The sequence below is a fragment of the Nocardia sp. CS682 genome (assembly GCF_004634405.1).
Taxonomy (GTDB): Bacteria; Actinomycetota; Actinomycetes; order Mycobacteriales; family Mycobacteriaceae; genus Nocardia; species Nocardia ninae.
Genome location: NZ_CP029710.1, coordinates 7,186,527 through 7,202,817, shown reverse-complemented (window position 1 = coordinate 7,202,817; position 16,291 = coordinate 7,186,527). Strand labels below are relative to the sequence as shown.

At 68.4% G+C, this 16,291-nt stretch carries 17 protein-coding genes and 1 riboswitch; of the genes, 5 read left to right on the top strand and 12 right to left on the bottom strand.

Annotated elements, in window-relative coordinates; all coding sequences use genetic code 11:
• Window positions 1–27: 27 nt before the first annotated feature.
• Window positions 28–1,635 carry an L-aspartate oxidase gene (locus DMB37_RS32600; protein ID WP_135235950.1) on the bottom strand — a complete coding sequence of 536 codons (1,608 nt, stop codon included), beginning with the start codon at window positions 1,633–1,635 and terminating at the stop codon, window positions 28–30.
• Window positions 1,636–1,684: 49 nt separating this feature from the next.
• Window positions 1,685–2,743, bottom strand: a complete 1,059-nt coding sequence (gene nadA, locus DMB37_RS32595; protein WP_135235949.1) for a quinolinate synthase NadA — start codon at window positions 2,741–2,743, stop codon at window positions 1,685–1,687.
• Between the two features lie 76 nt (window positions 2,744–2,819).
• On the opposite strand from nadA, the gene DMB37_RS32590 reads away from it, so the two are divergent.
• Window positions 2,820–3,578, top strand: a complete 759-nt coding sequence (locus tag DMB37_RS32590; protein WP_135235948.1) for an NUDIX domain-containing protein — start codon at window positions 2,820–2,822, stop codon at window positions 3,576–3,578.
• Between the two features lie 6 nt (window positions 3,579–3,584).
• On the opposite strand, the gene DMB37_RS32585 is transcribed toward DMB37_RS32590, so the two are convergent.
• The 5 genes from DMB37_RS32585 to bioB all read right to left on the bottom strand — a co-directional run bounded on the left by DMB37_RS32585 (window position 3,585) and on the right by bioB (window position 6,439).
• On the bottom strand, window positions 3,585–3,767 hold the full coding sequence (locus DMB37_RS32585; protein ID WP_135235947.1) for a hypothetical protein: 183 nt from the start codon (window positions 3,765–3,767) through the stop codon (window positions 3,585–3,587).
• Window positions 3,768–3,906: 139 nt separating this feature from the next.
• Window positions 3,907–4,470: a DUF1353 domain-containing protein gene (locus DMB37_RS32580; RefSeq protein ID WP_240771756.1), complete on the bottom strand. Its 564-nt coding sequence runs from the start codon at window positions 4,468–4,470 to the stop codon at window positions 3,907–3,909.
• 63 nt (window positions 4,471–4,533) lie between these two features.
• A complete protein-coding gene (locus DMB37_RS32575) occupies window positions 4,534–5,181 on the bottom strand; it encodes a DUF2567 domain-containing protein (protein WP_135235946.1) in 648 nt (215 codons plus the stop codon).
• Window positions 5,182–5,189: 8 nt separating this feature from the next.
• Window positions 5,190–5,399 carry a hypothetical protein gene (locus DMB37_RS32570; RefSeq protein ID WP_135235945.1) on the bottom strand — a complete coding sequence of 70 codons (210 nt, stop codon included), beginning with the start codon at window positions 5,397–5,399 and terminating at the stop codon, window positions 5,190–5,192.
• Window positions 5,400–5,425: 26 nt separating this feature from the next.
• Complete coding sequence (bioB, locus tag DMB37_RS32565) at window positions 5,426–6,439, bottom strand: biotin synthase BioB (RefSeq protein WP_135235944.1); 1,014 nt, start codon at window positions 6,437–6,439, stop codon at window positions 5,426–5,428.
• A 218-nt stretch (window positions 6,440–6,657) separates the two neighbouring features.
• Between bioB and DMB37_RS32560 the strand changes: the two genes are divergently transcribed.
• Window positions 6,658–7,242 (top strand): TetR/AcrR family transcriptional regulator C-terminal domain-containing protein, encoded by a 585-nt coding sequence (locus DMB37_RS32560; RefSeq protein ID WP_135235943.1) that lies wholly within the window; start codon window positions 6,658–6,660, stop codon window positions 7,240–7,242.
• A gap of 72 nt (window positions 7,243–7,314) precedes the next feature.
• Here DMB37_RS32560 and DMB37_RS32555 read toward each other — a convergent pair whose 3' ends face one another.
• The 5 genes from DMB37_RS32555 to DMB37_RS32535 form a co-directional block, all read right to left on the bottom strand.
• Window positions 7,315–8,664, bottom strand: a complete 1,350-nt coding sequence (locus DMB37_RS32555; protein ID WP_135235942.1) for an LLM class flavin-dependent oxidoreductase — start codon at window positions 8,662–8,664, stop codon at window positions 7,315–7,317.
• Window positions 8,661–9,413 (bottom strand): ABC transporter ATP-binding protein, encoded by a 753-nt coding sequence (locus tag DMB37_RS32550; protein ID WP_135235941.1) that lies wholly within the window; start codon window positions 9,411–9,413, stop codon window positions 8,661–8,663. The genes DMB37_RS32555 and DMB37_RS32550 overlap by 4 nt, the downstream gene beginning before the upstream one ends.
• Entirely contained in the window at window positions 9,389–10,249 is an 861-nt protein-coding gene (locus DMB37_RS32545) for an ABC transporter permease (RefSeq protein WP_135235940.1), read from the bottom strand. The genes DMB37_RS32550 and DMB37_RS32545 overlap by 25 nt, the downstream gene beginning before the upstream one ends.
• Complete coding sequence (locus tag DMB37_RS32540; protein WP_135235939.1) at window positions 10,249–11,343, bottom strand: ABC transporter substrate-binding protein; 1,095 nt, start codon at window positions 11,341–11,343, stop codon at window positions 10,249–10,251. The genes DMB37_RS32545 and DMB37_RS32540 overlap by 1 nt, the downstream gene beginning before the upstream one ends.
• Before the next feature lie 63 nt (window positions 11,344–11,406).
• The gene (locus DMB37_RS32535) at window positions 11,407–12,576 is read right to left on the bottom strand and encodes an alpha/beta fold hydrolase (RefSeq protein WP_135235938.1); all 1,170 of its coding nucleotides are present in this window, start codon (window positions 12,574–12,576) and stop codon (window positions 11,407–11,409) included.
• A 108-nt stretch (window positions 12,577–12,684) separates the two neighbouring features.
• Window positions 12,685–12,749: riboswitch (cobalamin riboswitch) on the top strand.
• A 236-nt stretch (window positions 12,750–12,985) separates the two neighbouring features.
• On the opposite strand from DMB37_RS32535, the gene DMB37_RS32530 reads away from it, so the two are divergent.
• The 3 genes from DMB37_RS32530 to DMB37_RS32520 all read left to right on the top strand — a co-directional run bounded on the left by DMB37_RS32530 (window position 12,986) and on the right by DMB37_RS32520 (window position 16,111).
• Window positions 12,986–14,017, top strand: a complete 1,032-nt coding sequence (locus DMB37_RS32530) for an iron ABC transporter permease (protein WP_240771755.1) — start codon at window positions 12,986–12,988, stop codon at window positions 14,015–14,017.
• On the top strand, window positions 14,014–14,841 hold the full coding sequence (locus DMB37_RS32525) for an ABC transporter ATP-binding protein (protein ID WP_135235936.1): 828 nt from the start codon (window positions 14,014–14,016) through the stop codon (window positions 14,839–14,841). Before DMB37_RS32530 ends, DMB37_RS32525 begins: the two co-directional genes overlap by 4 nt.
• A 244-nt stretch (window positions 14,842–15,085) precedes the next feature.
• The gene (locus tag DMB37_RS32520) at window positions 15,086–16,111 is read left to right on the top strand and encodes an ABC transporter substrate-binding protein (RefSeq protein ID WP_135235935.1); all 1,026 of its coding nucleotides are present in this window, start codon (window positions 15,086–15,088) and stop codon (window positions 16,109–16,111) included.
• The last annotated feature ends 180 nt before the right edge of the window (window positions 16,112–16,291 follow it).

Here is a 16,291-nt window from a genome sequence, read left to right as displayed (position 1 = left end):
TGTGCCACTCGACTCAACGTCGGGATGTCATCGGTCGAGACGGGGGCGACCCTGTTCGTCCAGCACCACCGACCGGCTGCGCCGGAGCCGGTCGTCGGGCTCCGGGTAATCGGATCGGGTATGGCAGCCGCGACTTTCGGTGCGAGCCGACGCGGCAAGGAGCAGGGTCTGCGCCGTGAGGGTGAGCGCGGCGTCCTCGATGTCGGCTATGCGGTCGGCGACTACCAGCCCTGCCGTATCGGCCGCCACAGCACCCTCGAACGACACCGCGGCAGGCACGGTTTCACGTTGCGTCACCGCATCTTTCAGGCGCTTGATCGCCTCGTCCAGCCCGGCCCGATCCCGCACCACCGAGGCGTGCTCGGTCATCAACTGCTGCAGCACAGCACGATCCGCCCGTTCGGCGCCCCTGGTACGGACTTCGGTGACGCGGACTCGCTCCCCGAGACGTTCGGCCGCGGCCGCACCGACTCGTTCGCCGACCACGAGACCTTCGAGCAAGCTGTTGGACGCCAACCGGTTCGCCCCGTGCAGTCCGGTGCGGGCCACCTCGCCAGCGGCATAGAGACCGGCGACCGCCGTTCGACCGTAGGGGTCGGTCACCACGCCGCCGCACTGATAGTGCGCCGCCGGGGCCACCGGGATCAGGTCGACGCCCGGATCGATCCCCGCGGCCAGGCAGGACGCGGTGATCGTCGGAAACCGTTGCGCGAAACCCTCGATCGCCCGCGCGTCGAGATAGACGTGATCGGTACCGAGGGCACGCATCCGCGCCGCAATGGCCCGCGACACCACGTCCCGAGGTGCCAGATCCCCGCGCGGATGAACGCCGGCCGTCACCGAATCACCTTCGGAGTCGACCAGAATGCCACCCTCGCCGCGCACGGCCTCACTGATCAGCGGACGTCGTCCGAGTCCACCCGGCGTGTACAGCACGGTCGGATGGAACTGCAGGAACTCCAGATCCGCCACCGCCGCACCCGCCCACAGTGCGAGCGCGACTCCGTCGGCGGTCGCACCCGGCGGGTTGGTGCTGAGGGCGTACAGCTGGCCGAGGCCACCGGTCGCCAGCAGCACCGCGGGCGCGTGCACGACCCCGAAACCCTTGTCGGACACCGCGAGTACGCCCTGAACCCCGGCGGGGCCGGTGAGGATCTCGCAGGCCGCCGCACCGAACAACACCGGAAGCCCGGCCGCGTTCAGCGCACGCTGCACCTCCGCGCCGGTGGCGTCGCCGCCGGCGTGAATGATCCGCCGGGTGCTGTGCCCGCCCTCGCGGGTCCGCGAAATCTGCCCGTCCCGCCCGAGATCGAAGACCGCGCCGAGATCGGTCAGTGCCGCGACCGCGGCCTGCCCGCCCTCGACGATGGATCGCACGGCCTCGACGTCGCACAGCCCGGCACCGGCCTCGACGGTGTCGTGCACATGCGATTCGACCGAATCACCGTGCGGCGCAACGACGGCGATCCCGCCTTGGGCGTACTGCGTCGATGTATCGGTGGCGCCGCCCTTGCTGAGGGTGAGCACTCGCAGTCCGCGTAGCGACGCGGTGCGCGCCGCCGTGAGACCGGCGACGCCACCGCCGATCACCACCAGATCGGCCGCGGCCTCCCAGTCGATCGACACCGGAGTCATCGGCCCGTGCCTTCCTCGCCGACCACCGCCGTTACGGCAGGGGTCGGCGTCATTCACCACCGCCCGGATTGCCGATCTCGATCATCCGCTGCACCGAGTTACGGCCGCGCGCAGCGGTTTCCAGGTCGACGTGGACCTCGTCCTTGCCCTCGACCAGGCAGCGCAGCAAGGCCGCCGGGGTGATCATCTTCATGTACTTGCACGAGGCTCGGTCGTTCACGGCCTGGAAGTCGATGCCGGGGGCGGCCTTTCGCAGCTGGTGCAGCATGCCGACCTCGGTGGCGACCAGCACCTGGGTGGCCTGGCCGCGCTGTTCGCGCACCTGCTTGGCCGCGTCGATCATGCCGCCGGTGGACAGGATGTGCACCCGGTCGGCCGGGAACGCGCCCTCCCCCGCCAGGTACAACGCCGAAGTGGCGCAACCACATTCGGGGTGCACGAACAGATCCGCGTCCGGGTGGGTCCGCGCCTGCTCGGTCAGCTCGTCGCCGTTGATGCCCGCGTGCACGTGGCACTCGCCGGCCCAGATGTGCATGTTCTCCCGGCCGGTGATCCGCTTGACGTGCGCGCCGAGGAACTGATCCGGCAGGAACAGCACCTCGCGGTCCGGGTCGATCGAGGCGACCACGTCGACCGCGTTGGACGAGGTGCAGCAGATGTCGGTGAGCGCCTTCACCTCCGCGGTGGTGTTCACGTACGACACCACCACCGCGTTCGGGAATTCGGCTTTCCAGGAACGCAATTCGTCCGCGGTGATGGAGTCCGCGAGCGAGCAGCCTGCCCGCTGATCGGGAATCAGCACGGTCTTGGCGGGGCTGAGGATCTTCGCGGTCTCGGCCATGAAGTGCACGCCACAGAACACGATGGTGTCCTCGGGTGCGGCCGCGGCGATCCGCGACAGTGCCAGCGAGTCCCCGACGTGATCGGCCACGTCCTGGATCTCCGGCAACTGATAGTTGTGCGCGAGAATCGTCGCGTTCTGTGCGCGGGCCAGTCGCTTGACTTCCTGCGCCCACTCCGGGGTTGCTTCGACACCGGTGAACCCCGACGGCCCGTCGAACACCTGCCCCATCAGCGGAGGCGCTAGTTTCGCACCCATCGTCGCCATGATGGCTCCCTTCGTCGTGCGACCGACTCCTCCGCCGATTCGCACCAAACCAGGTTTTCGACTTATAATCGAAAACGTGGCCCATAGTAGCACTATCCACGAATCGCTCACCGCGGTGTTCCAGGTTCGCCGCTTCCCCGCGAACATCACCGCAGGTCCCAGCCCTGCCAGTGCCAGAAACGGGGTCATCGGTCGCTGCCCACCTTGGCAACGGACCGAATTGGCGGTGCTGCTGTGGGAGCGCGCGCTGGACCCGCAGAAGGGCACCTGGTCGCTGCCTGGCGGCCGTTTGCGCGACGACGAGGACCTCGACACCTCAGCGCGCCGTCAGCTCGCCGAGAAGGTCGATGTGCGCGAACTGGCCCATCTCGAGCAGCTGTCGGTGTTCAGCGCCCCCGACCGGGTGCCTGCGCCGCGCCGCATCGCCTCGGCCTATCTCGGACTGGTCCCGCTCACGGCAGACCCACAGCTACCCGGCGATACGGCCTGGCATCCGCTCTCCGCGCTGCCGCCGATGTCCTTCGACCACGGCACGGTCGTCGAGCACGCGCGCACCCGTCTGGCCGCCAAGCTCTCCTACACGAATATCGCCTTCGCGCTCGCCCCGGCCGACTTCACCATGTCCACGCTGCGCGAAATCTATTGCGCGGCATTAGGTTACGATGTCGACACCACGAACCTGCAACGAGTCCTCAGCCGCCGCAAGGTGATCACCCCCACCGGCAAGACCCGGGCCCCCGGCCGCGCGGGCGGTCGCCCCGCAGCCGTCTACCGCTACACCGACTCCGGCATCCGCGTCACCGACGAATTCGCCGCGTTACGCCCGCCGACCTGACGAGACCTATTCGACGCTCGTCTTACGATGCTTACTCCCCCGCCGATACCGCCGCTTGTTCGCCACCGGTTGCGCGGCACTGCTGCGCCGCAACGCATCCCGCCGCCGCCAAGCGGTCAGATCCGCCCGCTCACGCACCTGCTCGGCGGGCAGATCCGACGCTGTCCCCACCCTGTTGTTCTCGTTCATCACCGGACCTCCCTTCCATAGCCGGGCCAGCACAAGCTACCCCCACCCCCAACATCGTCTCCACTCAATTTATGCCGCCCGACCAGGCCGCACGTCATGGTGCACCGCGAAGCGCCGGAAGTGCCGCGGCGAGAACGGCTCAGGCGGTCTTCATCTGCGGCTGCGGCGGCGGGGTTGCGGTGCGGGCGAACACCCGCGCCAGGCCCCAGAAGATCAATTCCACGAACCAGAACAGCACCAGGAACACCTGGACGACGATCACCGGGATCGCCAGGAACAGCACCGACGGCACGGCGATCAGCACCCAGATGACGACCGCGCCGAAACTCGCGCCGCGCAGCCTGCTGGCCAATCGCACTGCGGCCCACATCATCCAGTACCGCGGCACCGAGACACCGAGCTCACGCAGGCAGCGCCGGAAGATCCCGTCGGCGTCGGCGATGCTCACCTGCTCGGTGTCGCGCAGGTAGTCGTGCAGGATGGCGGCGCGGGTGTAGGCGCCGTAGCGCGGCACGAGCCAGACCAAAACCCGTGGCACCGAGGCGAAGTCGGTGCGGAACCCGGCCGGGATCACGAATTCTTGGGAATCACCTTGATAGACGAGGGGTTCGACCACCCGCCAGAACTTGGCGTCGATCTCCTCGACAACCAGCCCGCTACCGACGAACGCCACGACTCGTTCCTCTCTGAACGCACAGCGCATGCCACCATTCTAGGTTTTTTCGGTACGCCGGTGCCGTCCCGCGGGCAACGGTTCGGACAACGCTCAGCGGCGGGGACGAGTCTCCGGCAGCGAACCGGAACCGGCCTCGGGGGCCGGTTCGTAGCCACGGTAAGGCATCGGGGCACCGCCCGCCGGGTACGACGCGGCACCGTATGGCCCGAATGCGCCTGCCGGGTCGAACGATCCGGTCGGCACGGCGGTGTTGTTGCCCAGATCCTCCGAGGAATTCAACGCGGCGAGGAACAACACGAGCAGTGACGCGATCAACGGCTGGACGATCAGCGCGAGCCAGGTGCCGACCTCCGTCGGCAGTTCGACGATCTGCCCGAGCGGCGGATCGTCCGGCCGCGGGTGCGCCCACTCGGCGACCTGTTCACCCAGCCGCGCCATCACCGCGGCACCGACGAGCGAGCCGAGCAGTAGACCGATGGGCAGCAACGGCCCGCGCGCCGCGCGCCACCGCCAGGCGGCGACGGCGGTCAGCAGGCCGACGACGGCCGCCAGACACACGAACACCGCCACCGCGTCGAACTGGTGCACGCTCTCGCCGGTCAAGACGGCGCCGCGGCCGGGCTCGACCACGAACAGCTGCTCGGTCGGCGCGAGCAGCCCCCACCCGACGCCGACCACCGCACTGACCAGCACCACCGCCAAGGCGATCACCGCGGCTGCGCGCGCCTCGTTCCGCATCGCCTGCACTAGCGGCGTTCCAGACTGGTCGCGTCGATCACGCCGTGCCGGGAACACTTGGCCCGCCAGCCGTCGGGGCTCACCTGCACGACCATCCGGCGACCGCACTGCTCGCAGAAGCGCGGCGGCTCCAAGCCCAGCGCGGCGGCCGCGGGCACGGCGTCGTCGAGGCCGGGCACGATCCGTTTGCCGGTGAACGGGTTGTAGCGCTCGTCCATAGGCAAGACATTACTCATGGGGGCGGTCAGAGGGTTTCGTTGAGCGCCTTGATCGGCATCTTCAACTCACCGAGCAGATCGAGATCCGCCTCGGCGGGCCTGCCGAGGGTGGTCAGGTAGTTGCCGACGATGACGGCGTTGATTCCGCCGAGGATGCCCTGCTTGGCACCGAGGTCGCCGAGGGTGATCTCGCGACCGCCGGCGAAGCGAAGGATGGTGCGCGGCAACGCGAGCCGGAACGCCGCGACGGCGCGCAGCGCGTCGGCGGCGGGCAGCACCTCGAGGTCGCCGAAGGGCGTGCCGGGGCGCGGGTTGAGGAAGTTCAGCGGCACCTCGTCGGGCTCCAGCTCGGCCAGGTTCGCGGCGAATTCCGCACGCTGCTCCAGGGTTTCGCCCATGCCGAGGATGCCGCCGCAGCAGACCTCCATGCCCGCCTCGCGGACCATGCGCAGCGTGTCCCAGCGCTCTTCCCAGGTGTGCGTGGTGACCACGTTCGGGAAGTGCGAGCGCGAGGTTTCCAGGTTGTGGTTGTAGCGGTGCACGCCCATGGCCGCGAGCTGGTCGACCTGCTCCTGGGTGAGCATGCCCAGCGAGCATGCGACCTGGATGTCCACCTCGTTGCGGATCGCCTCGACACCGGCCGCGACCTGTGCCATCAGCCGCTCGTCCGGGCCGCGCACGGCGGCCACGATGCAGAACTCGGTGGCACCGGTCTTCGCGGTCTGCTTGGCCGCCTCGACCAGGCTGGGGATGTCGAGCCAGGCCGCGCGCACCGGCGACTGGAACAGGCCGGACTGCGAGCAGAAGTGGCAGTCCTCGGGGCAGCCGCCGGTCTTCAGGCTGATGATGCCCTCGACCTCGACCTCCGGGCCGCACCACTTCATCCGCACGTCGTGTGCCAAGGCCAGCAATTCTTCGAGGTGTTCGTCGCCGAGGCGAAGCACCTCCAGGGTCTGTTCCTGGGTCAGTCCTTCGCCGCGGTCGAGCACTTGCTCGCGGGCGAGCGCCAGGATGGAGAGGTCTACAGGGGCCTGGGTCACTGCACGAATCCCTTCGTTCGGCCGAGGTGGCCGTGCAACTTGAACGGTGTTCAGGCTAGGGTAGACGGGACAGTGAGTCAAAACACTGCGGGCCGGATGATGGACCGTGCCGTGGCTCTCATCGACCACCGCGGCGCACCAGCGAGCGGCCCCGAGGCGGTAACCTCCGTAACCACGAAGGGGTTGGCGACGCCTCCTCGGACAGGGAAGGAAAACGGGTGCAACTGCACAGAGCGGACGTGGTCGACGGTGCCATCGCGATCCTCGACCAGTACGGCCTCGCCGACCTGACCATGCGCCGCCTCGCCGGTTCCCTCCAGGTCCAGCCGGGCGCGCTGTACTGGCACTTCCCCAACAAGCAGGCGCTGCTCGGCGCGGTCGCGGACAAGATCCTGCTGCCGATGGACGAGCCGATCGTCGCCACCGAATGGTCCGGCCAGATCAGCGAATTGGCGCACCGGCTGCGCGACTGCCTGCTCGCCTATCGCGACGGCGCCGAATTGGTCTCGGCTACCTACGCCTCGCGACTCACCACGAGCAAAGGCCGGGAACGCATGGCGGGCGCGGCTATTCGCGCGGGCATGCCGCGCCACGAAGCCGAGCTCAGCTCGTTCACCCTGCTGTACTACGTCCTCGGCCAGACCGTCGACGAACAGTCCAGGATGCAGATGGAGTCCGCCGGTGCCCTGCCCGACGACGAGACCCCCCTCGACGAAACCCCCGACCCCACCGCACGTTTCGACTTCGGCCTGCAACTGTTCATCGCAGGCGTGCGCCACCTGCTCGGCACGCGGGTGCGCTGAGCCGCACACTTGCCGAGTTGCCGCACACGGAACCGCATCCGGGTGCGTCGCGACGGGAAGTGTGCGGCTGTTCTAGCCTGCCAGCGCCGGTTGTTGCGTGGTACGGCCTGCGGGGCGGGGCAGACCGAAGTGGTCGCGCAGCGTTGTGCCCGAGTATTCGGTGCGGAACAGCCCGCGCTGCTGGAGGATCGGGACGACGGTCTCGGCGAACACCTCCAGACCGCCCGGGTAGTACGGCGGCATCACATTGAAACCGTCTGCGGCACCGTTGCGGAACCACTCTTCGATCGTGTCGGCGACCTGCTCAGGGGTGCCTGCGAACACCCGGTGGCCGCGCGCACCGGCCAGCTTGTGCAGCAGGCCGCGCACGGTCGGCCGTTCCCGCTGCACGATTCCGGCGACGACCTGGAGCCGGCTGCGGGCGTTGTCGGTGACCTCACCCGCGTCGTCGAACAGATCCACCGGGACCGCCTCGTCGAGCGGGAGGTGCCGCAGGCTCTTACCGACGATGTTCTCCAGTTGTGTCAGACCGTATTCCGGCACGGTGAGCTCGTTGAACTCACGCTCGAGCCGCTTGGCCGCGGCCTCGGTGTCGCCGATGAACGGGCTGATGCCCGGCAGGATCTTGACGTGGTCCGGGTTGCGGCCGAAACCCACTGCCTGCGCTTTGATGTCGGCATAGAACCGCTGCGCGTCCTCGAGCCGCTGGTGCGCGGTGAAGATCGCCTCCGCGTACTTACCCGCGAACGAGCGGCCCTCGTTGGACGCCCCCGCCTGCACGAGCACCGGATACCCCTGCGGTGTGCGCGGCGCGTTGAACGGTCCACGCACGCTGAGGTGTTCGCCGACGAAGTCGATCGGGTGGATCTTGGCCGGGTCGGCGTACACCCCGCTCGCCTGGTCGAGCAGGATGGCGTCGTCCTCCCAGCTGTCCCACAGCGCGACCACGGCGTCCACGAATTCCCTTGCCCGCGCGTAACGTTCGGCATGATCGGGGTGCTTGTCGAGGCCGAAGTTGGCGGCGGCGAGGTCGGTTCCGGTGGTGACGATGTTCCAGCCCGCCCGGCCGCGGGAGATGTGGTCCAGTGTGGAGAACAGCCTGGCCAGGTTGTAGGGCTCGTAGTAGGTGGTCGATGCGGTGGCGATCAGGCCGAGATGTGTTGTCGCCGTGGCGATGGCGGTGAGCAGGGTGATCGGCTCCAGTCCGGAGCCCGCGTTGTGCTTGACGTTGGTGCGCAGCGCCGGACCGTCGGCGAAGAACACCGCGTCCAGCTTCGCGGCTTCGGCGGTGCGGCCGATCTGCTGGTAGTAGTCCACGTCGTAGATCCGGCCGGGCTGGCTGTCGGGATGCCGCCAGGCGGCCTCGTGGTGGCCGGACGGGTAGATGAAGGCGTTGAGGCTGAGCTGACGCGGAGTAGTCATGAGGCTTGCTTCTCTTCTTCGTTGCGGTCGTCGGCGCCGACGCCGAGGCTGGCCAGCAGCAGGGAGCGGTGCCGGATGAAGCCCGGATCACCGTGCCTGCGTGGGCGTTCCAGATCTATCCGCTGGTCGAGGGCGATCCGTCCCTCGTCGAGCACGAGGACACGGTCGGCGAGCAGCAGTGCCTCGTCGACATCGTGGGTGACCAGCAGGACGGCAGGCTTGTGCCGCGCGCACAGGTCTTGCAGCAGCACGTGCATCCTGATCCGGGTGAGCGCGTCGAGCGCGCCGAACGGTTCGTCGGCCAGCAGCAGTTCCGGCTCCCGTACCAGCGAACGGGCCAGCGCGACGCGTTGCTGTTCGCCGCCGGAAAGCTCCCTGGGCCAGGCCTTTTCGCGACCTGCCAGACCTACCTCGGCGAGCGCGGCCCGCCCGCGCTCGGCGGCACCGGTCCCGCGCAGACCGAGGATCACGTTGTCGAGCACCCGGATCCACGGCAGCAGCCGGGAATCCTGGAACACCACCGCACGTTCGGCCGGAACCGTCAGTTCGCCCGAGCCGGGCACGTCATAGTCCAGTTCCGCCAGCGCACGCAGCAGGGTGCTCTTTCCGGAACCGCTACGACCGAGCAGGGCAACGAATTCTCCGCGCGCGATGTCGAGATCGATGTCGCGCAGCACGACCCGCTCGCCGAACCCGCGACGCAATGCGCGCGTCCGGACGACGTTCAGTCCCCCAATGTCTGTCGCCATGACAGTGCCTTCCTTTCCACCGCACGCACGGCGAGATCACCGAAAAGTCCGAGCAGGCCGTAGATCACGAGCCCGACCACGATCACGTCGATCTGGCCGTAGGTGCGGGCCTGGGTCATCAGGTAGCCGATGCCGCTGGTGGCATTGACCTGTTCCACCACCACCAGGGCCAGCCAGGCGATGGTGACCGCGAGGCGAAGTCCGAGGAAGAAGCCGGGCAGCGAGCCGGGTAGCGCGATGCGGCGGATGAAACCCCAGCGCGAAAGCCCTACCGTCTGTGCGAGTTCCACGTACCTGGAGTCGACGCTGCGCAGGTAGGCGTGGGTGTTCAGATAGATCGGGATGGCCACACTCGTCGTGATGACAAGCAGCTTCATCTCCTCGCCGATGCCGAACCACACGATGAACAGCGGGATCAACGCCAGCGTCGGAATCGCGCGCTTGATCTGAATGGGACCGTCCACCAGCGCTTCACCAACCCGGCTCAAGCCCGCCACCAGCGCGAGGACCAGGCCGACGGCGACACCGAGGACCAGGCCGTAACCGGCGCGCTGCACCGAGGTGAGCAGGTTGGATTGCAGCCTGCCGTCGGCGAGCAAGTCACCGGCGGTCTCGGCGACCGTCCACGGTGCGGGCAGAGTCTCCGGATCCAGTGTGCCGGAGGCGGATCCGAGCACCCACGCGGCGATCAGCAGCGTCGGTCCGACGGCGGCGCCGAACGGGATCGGTCGACCTGGGCCGAGCCTGGGCCGGTTCGGCTTGCGCTTGGCGAGTTCTCGCGCGGGTGTGGCACTGCGCCCGACCTTGTTCCATACTCCGGCGTCCAAGGTGGCCATCAGCGTTCCTTCGGTGCGAACGCGGCACCGCTGGCGGTGACCGCCTCGGTGATCGCGGCGTCGTAGCGCAGGTCGAAGCCGTTGGCCGCCTGCACCTTCTTCGGCAGCTCACCGGCTTTGGCGATGGCGTCGATGGTGGCCTGCTGCCGGTCGACCAGCTTTTGATCCAGATGCGGGAAGGTGAAGGTGCCCAGCGAGTCCACGATCCGCTTGGCATCCTCCGGACTGACCTTCTGGTTGTCCACGTAGTACCTGCGCGCCCACTCTTCCTGATGGGTGTTGACCCACTGGTTCGCCCGCACGAACGCGCCGACGAGGGCGCGGGTCGCGGCGGCCTTGGCCGGATCCTGCACGACCGCACGGCGCGCATACAGATAGCCGAGTCCGCCGTAGATGCCCTCGGTCTGCGCGTCCGGGATCAGCGACGCACCCGGAGTACGCAGCAGCCGAGTCACATTCGGCTCGATCAGCGGCGCGATGTCGACCTGCGCGGTGCGCACGGCGTCGAGGAACTCGGCGAGTTGCAGCCGGATCAATTGCACGTCGCCGGTTGTCAATCCGGCCTTGTCCAGTGCGCGCAGCACCGCGGCCTGCTGGGCGGTGCCCTCGGCGTAGGCGATCTTCTTGCCCTTCAGGTCGGCCAGCGTGCTCACCGACTTGCCCGGCGCCACCGCGAGTTTCAGCGCTGTCGGGCTGGTTTGGTAGGCGGCGACGATCGGCACGTCCTGCCCGGCGATGAGCGCGTGGATCGGCGGCACATCGCCCACCTGCGCGACGTCGGCGGCTTCGGCGCGGAAGGCCTCGAGGATGGCCGGGCCGCCGACGAAATTGGCGAACTCGACCTGGAACGGCAGCTTGTCCAGCTCACCGGAGATCCGCAGCACCGACTGCAGGCGCTCGGACTGGTCGGCGACGATCAGCTTGGTGCCTGCCGGAACCTCAACGGGTAGTGGCGTGTCCGCGGCGACGGGACCGACCGGCTTGTCGCTGTTCGCGCAGCCGGTGAGTCCGAGGGTCGCAACGGTTGCCACGGCGAGCAATGCGGCGGTGGTGCGGCCTTGGCGGCCGAACAGAAACGTGCGTGGTCGGTACATGCAGGGATTCAAACAAGACAAATCCGGCCCGAACACCGTTTGTCTCATGCTGGTTCGAACTGCTCAGCGCGGTGCCGCCGCCGTCGTCTGCGCCCGGACCTGCTCCTGATACTGCCGGATGAACGGCAGGATCTGCTGGTCGATCACCGTGTTGTACTCGACCGGGCGCTGCATCGGATTGGCGTGCCCGGTGTTTCGCGCCTGCACCACCGACAGCGTGCCGTCCACGCCGCCGACCTGTTCGATCAACACCTGGTGCGAGTACTCGACATCGACCACCCGGTCCCGGCTCGGGTCGCGCGGGCGGATGAAAACGATGGCGGGGCGCGGCTTTCCGTCCACCGGCGCGGCCAGCGCCTTCAGATCCTTGGTCGCGCCGCCCGCCACGATCGCGGTGAACTGTGCCTCGATCAGTCCGTTGCTCGCCGCGTTGCGCGAGAAGATCTTCTCCCGCAACACCTCCCCCAGCACCGTGCGCAACCGGGCGAAGCGGATGCCGGGCGGCCGGCCGTCGCCGCCGTAGGAGACGAAACGGTCGCGGCGCGCATAGGTTTCCACGGCCAGCCGCAGCAGGCGGCTCTCCCGCGCGCCGGGCAGCCAGCGCATCCAGCGCACCATGTCCTCGCCGCGGCCGCGGCTCTCCGGGCGGACCGCGTTCAGGTCCACCGGGGTGCAGTCCAGGATCACCCCGGCTAGGCGCCGGTCGCTGTCGAGGTGGATGTGTTTGGCGACCTCCAGTGCGATCACGCCGCCCATGCTGTGGCCGACCAGCACGATGTTCTTCAAGCCGGACAGCTCGGTGGCGCGCACGATCAGGTCGGCGATGACCTTGGTGTCGATACCTTCGTTGTCGTAGCGGATGGCCCAGACCACGCCCATACCGCGCAGCGCGGGCAGGGCGGCGGCGGTCGCGCTGGCGTCCAAGCCGCCGAGGCCGACCATGTCGACCACCACCGTGTCCCAGTCTTCGGGATCGGCCGGGGCGGCGACGGGCAGAATCGCAGGGTCGGTGCGGGCGAGTCGTACCTGTTCGGGTTCTACGTCGTAGGTGAGGTACTGGGCGAAGACGACCAGTACGGCGGCCAGCAGTACGACCACCCGCAGCACCGCGGACCTGGTCCGGCGCAACGTCTTCCACTCGTGCCACAGGCTGGTGTCCCGTAGCCGGGCTTTGCGTCGCGCGTCGTCCCAGTCCGCGACGGTGGACGGGTGCCGGTCATCGAACGGCGACATCCATCCCACTGTAGGTAAGGGTGTGGACTGCCGCCATTCCACTCCTGACCCCGCGACGCCGCGAACCCGACCGAACGGTAGAGTTCTGCCGTCAACCTCGGCGGGTGCGGGAATCCGGTGTAATTCCGGAACGGTCGCGCCACTGTGATCGCCCTCACGGCGAAAGTCAGACCTCCCCTGCCGGGACAACTCTGGAGAGGCCGCGACTTGCCTGTGGAGCACCACCGAATCATGTGCGCTCGGCGCACCGAGCATCAGCCCGGTGCGGGCACGAGCGAGCGAAGCGCACGCCCTTGGGGCAGGCCGGGACCGAGCTCCAATGCGGTGGCGGCATGAGCGATCGCAGCGAACGCATCATGTGGCGGCGTCTTTGCGGCAAGCCGGATCCCCTCGCCAGCGGGATGGCCGCGTGACTCGCGTCCGCCCGGCGCTGATCTTCCCTGTCCTCGGGGCCCTGCTGATCTGCGCGATGATTCTCGCCACCGGCTTCGGTGCGGAAACCTTGCCCGTCGCTTCGGTATTGGAGGTGTTGCAGCACCGGGTGACCGGGCAGGCGCCGACCGACTTCGGCCTGGACACGATCGTTTGGCAGTTGCGGGTGCCCCGGACTGTGCTCGCCGCGATCGTCGGCGCCGGGCTGGCGCTTGCGGGCGCGGCCATGCAGACCCTGGTGCGTAATCCGCTGGCCGACCCGTATCTGCTCGGGGTTTCCTCAGGTGCAGGCGTCGGCGCGGCTGCGGTCATCACCTCCGGGTTGTTCGCCGGGGCCGGGGTGTGGGCGTTGTCCGGTGGGGCGCTGGTCGGGGCGTTCGTCGCGGCGGGGCTGGTGTTCCTGATCGCGGTGCTGCAGGGCGGGCTGACGCCGTTGCGGCTGGTGCTGACCGGCACCGTGCTCGGCTCCGGGTTCGCCGCGTTGAGCAGCTATCTCATCTTCCGCCGTCCGGATCCGTCGCACGCTCAGGCGGTGCTGTTCTGGTTGCTCGGCAGCCTCGCGGGTGCCGACTGGACGCGAATCGCGTTGCCGCTCAGTGTTGTCGCGCTCGCGGGTGCCGCGCTGCTCGGTGCGAGTGGCTGGCTCGACGCCCTGACCGTCGGCGGCGACACCGCCGCCTCGCTGGGCGTTCCCGTGAAAGAGCTGCGGATCGCGCTGTTCGTGCTGCTCGCGGTGCTGGTCGGCGTGCTCGTGGCGGTGTCCGGCGGAATCGGCTTCGTCGGGCTGGTTGTCCCACACGCGGCCCGCTTGCTGGTCGGCCCGCGCCACCGGACGCTGTTACCCGCCTGCGCGCTCTGCGGTGCGTTGTTCCTCGTCGTGGCCGACGCCGCCACTCGAATCGTGGTTCGCCCCATCGAGATTCCCGTAGGGGTGCTCACCGGGCTCATCGGTGCACCTACCTTCCTGATTCTGATGGGGCGACGGCGTTACCGGTTCGGTGAGTCATGAGCGGTAACAACACTGCGCAGCGCAGCATCGAAACCACCAGCACCACTGGGGTGTTGGAAGTGCACGGGCTCGCGTGCGCCGCCGGGCGCCGGACCGTGGTCTCCGACGTGAGTTTCGCGATCCAGGCCGGCGAGACGATCGGGATCGTCGGGCCGAACGGCGCTGGAAAGTCGACGCTGTTGCAGACTCTCGCCGGGGTGCGGCGGCCGGTGCGTGGCCGGGTGGCGGTGGACGGCCGAGTGCTGCACGAGATGTCGTCGCGCCGAAGGGCACGCACGGTGGCGATGGTCGCACAGGACGAACGTCCACCCGCAGACCTGCGCGCGGGCGAGGTCGTGGCGCTGGGCCTCACCCCGTACCTGCCGCCATGGGGTGCCGGGTCGCCGCTCGAACAACAGGCTGTCCAAGACGCGTTGGCCACGGTGGACTTGACCGGATTCGCCGACCGACCGGTTCATCGACTCTCCGGTGGTGAGCGCCAACGAGTGCTACTCGCCCGTGCGCTCGTGCAGAACACCCCGGTCCTGCTGCTGGACGAACCGACCAACCACCTGGACATCACCCACCGCCTCGAACTCCTCGCCCTGACCCGCACCTTGCCACGAACCGTCATCATGGCGCTGCACGATCTGACCCTGGCGGACCGCTACTGCGACCGAATCCTTGTGCTACACAACGGCATCACCCACCCCCTCGCCGCGCCGGCCGTCGCTCTGGCTCCGGAGGTCGTCGACACGGTGTTCGGCGTCCGCGCCCTCCGCGTCCCCCATCCCGAAACCGGCGAGCCCCACCTCCTGATCACTCCCCGCGAGGCGACGCCATGAATTCGCATCGGCCAGTACACATCAGCACTCCGCGCACGCACCAGCGGATCTGCACGCCGCACACGCACCGGACGGCCGCGCACATCACCACGACGCGCACGCACCAACCTGCAATACCGTTCGTCGCCGCACTACCGGCGCGCGTCAGCGGCGAACGGGACACCCGGGCGGGTTCTCACGCATTTCGGCGCGATCTCCCGTTCGTGGACTACTCGAACCTTTGAATTCCTTGAGAGGCGAATCTATGAAGCACACCCTGCGAGTGTTGGTAGCGGTCACTCTGGCCGCAGCGGTGGCCGGATGCAGTGCGGAGAACACCGCGTCCGGAGACCTCACGATCCGGAATTGCGATGTGGACGTGCGGTTTCCGGCTCCCGCACAACGATTGTTCGTCAACGACGGGAATCTGATCTCGATGGCGCTCGCGCTCGGAGCGCAGGACCAGGTGGTCGCGGTGTCGAGTGTGCAGCGCGACGCCGATACGTTGCGCAGGCACTACGGACCCGTTGTCGATCAGCTGAAGTCTGTTGCGCCCGAATACCCTTCACGCGAGACCGTGCTGGCGCAGGGCCCCGACGTGATGGTCGCGGGCTGGAGCTACGGCTATGACGAAGCCAAGAACCTGACCCCGGAGTCGTTGAGCAAGGCCGGGATCGCGGCCTACACCCTCACCGAGAGCTGCCGTCAGCGCAATGGTGAACGCCCGCGCGGCATCGTCGAGCCGTGGACGGCGCTGCGCACCGATCTCACCAACCTAGGCGCCATCACCGGCCGCGCCGACCGCGCCACCGAGTTGACCGCCGACCTGGATCGACGCCTCGCCGCGCTGACCGCCGCACCGCAGGCGGAGCGCAAGCCGACCATCTTCCTGTTCGACAGCGCCACCGATTCCCTGATGTCCAGCGGCAGTTTCGGTGCGCCCCAGGCGATCCTGGACGCCGCCGGTGGGCACAACGCGCTCAGCGACGTGGCCGACACCTGGACCAGAGTGTCCTGGGAGCGTCTGGCCGCCGCGGACCCCGACGCCATCATGTTCGTCGACTACCCGCCGCAGACCTTCGCCCAGAAGGTCGAGGCCCTGCGCGCCAAGCCCGGCATCAACCAACTCCGTGCCGTCACCGAGGGCCGCTTCCTCAATCTCCCGTACGCCATGTGGACCAGCGGCCCCCTCAACATCGACGCCGCCGAGCAGATCCGCAAGCAACTCGAGCACTGGAACCTGGTCCCCGCCTCCAACATTCAACCCCTGGCAGACGACGCCCTCCGCTGAAGCCAGCACACCGTCGGGGCACAGCGGCGAGGGCGGCCGCCTTTCCGAGGGACAAGCGCCGGCCGAGGCCGTTGTCTGCCTACCAGGCACCGGCGGGCGGCCCATCGTGCTCGCGTCGATGGTCGTGCCACCGCCGACCTCGCTGCGGACCTAGCTCGGACGACGGGGAAGCCGTGCGGA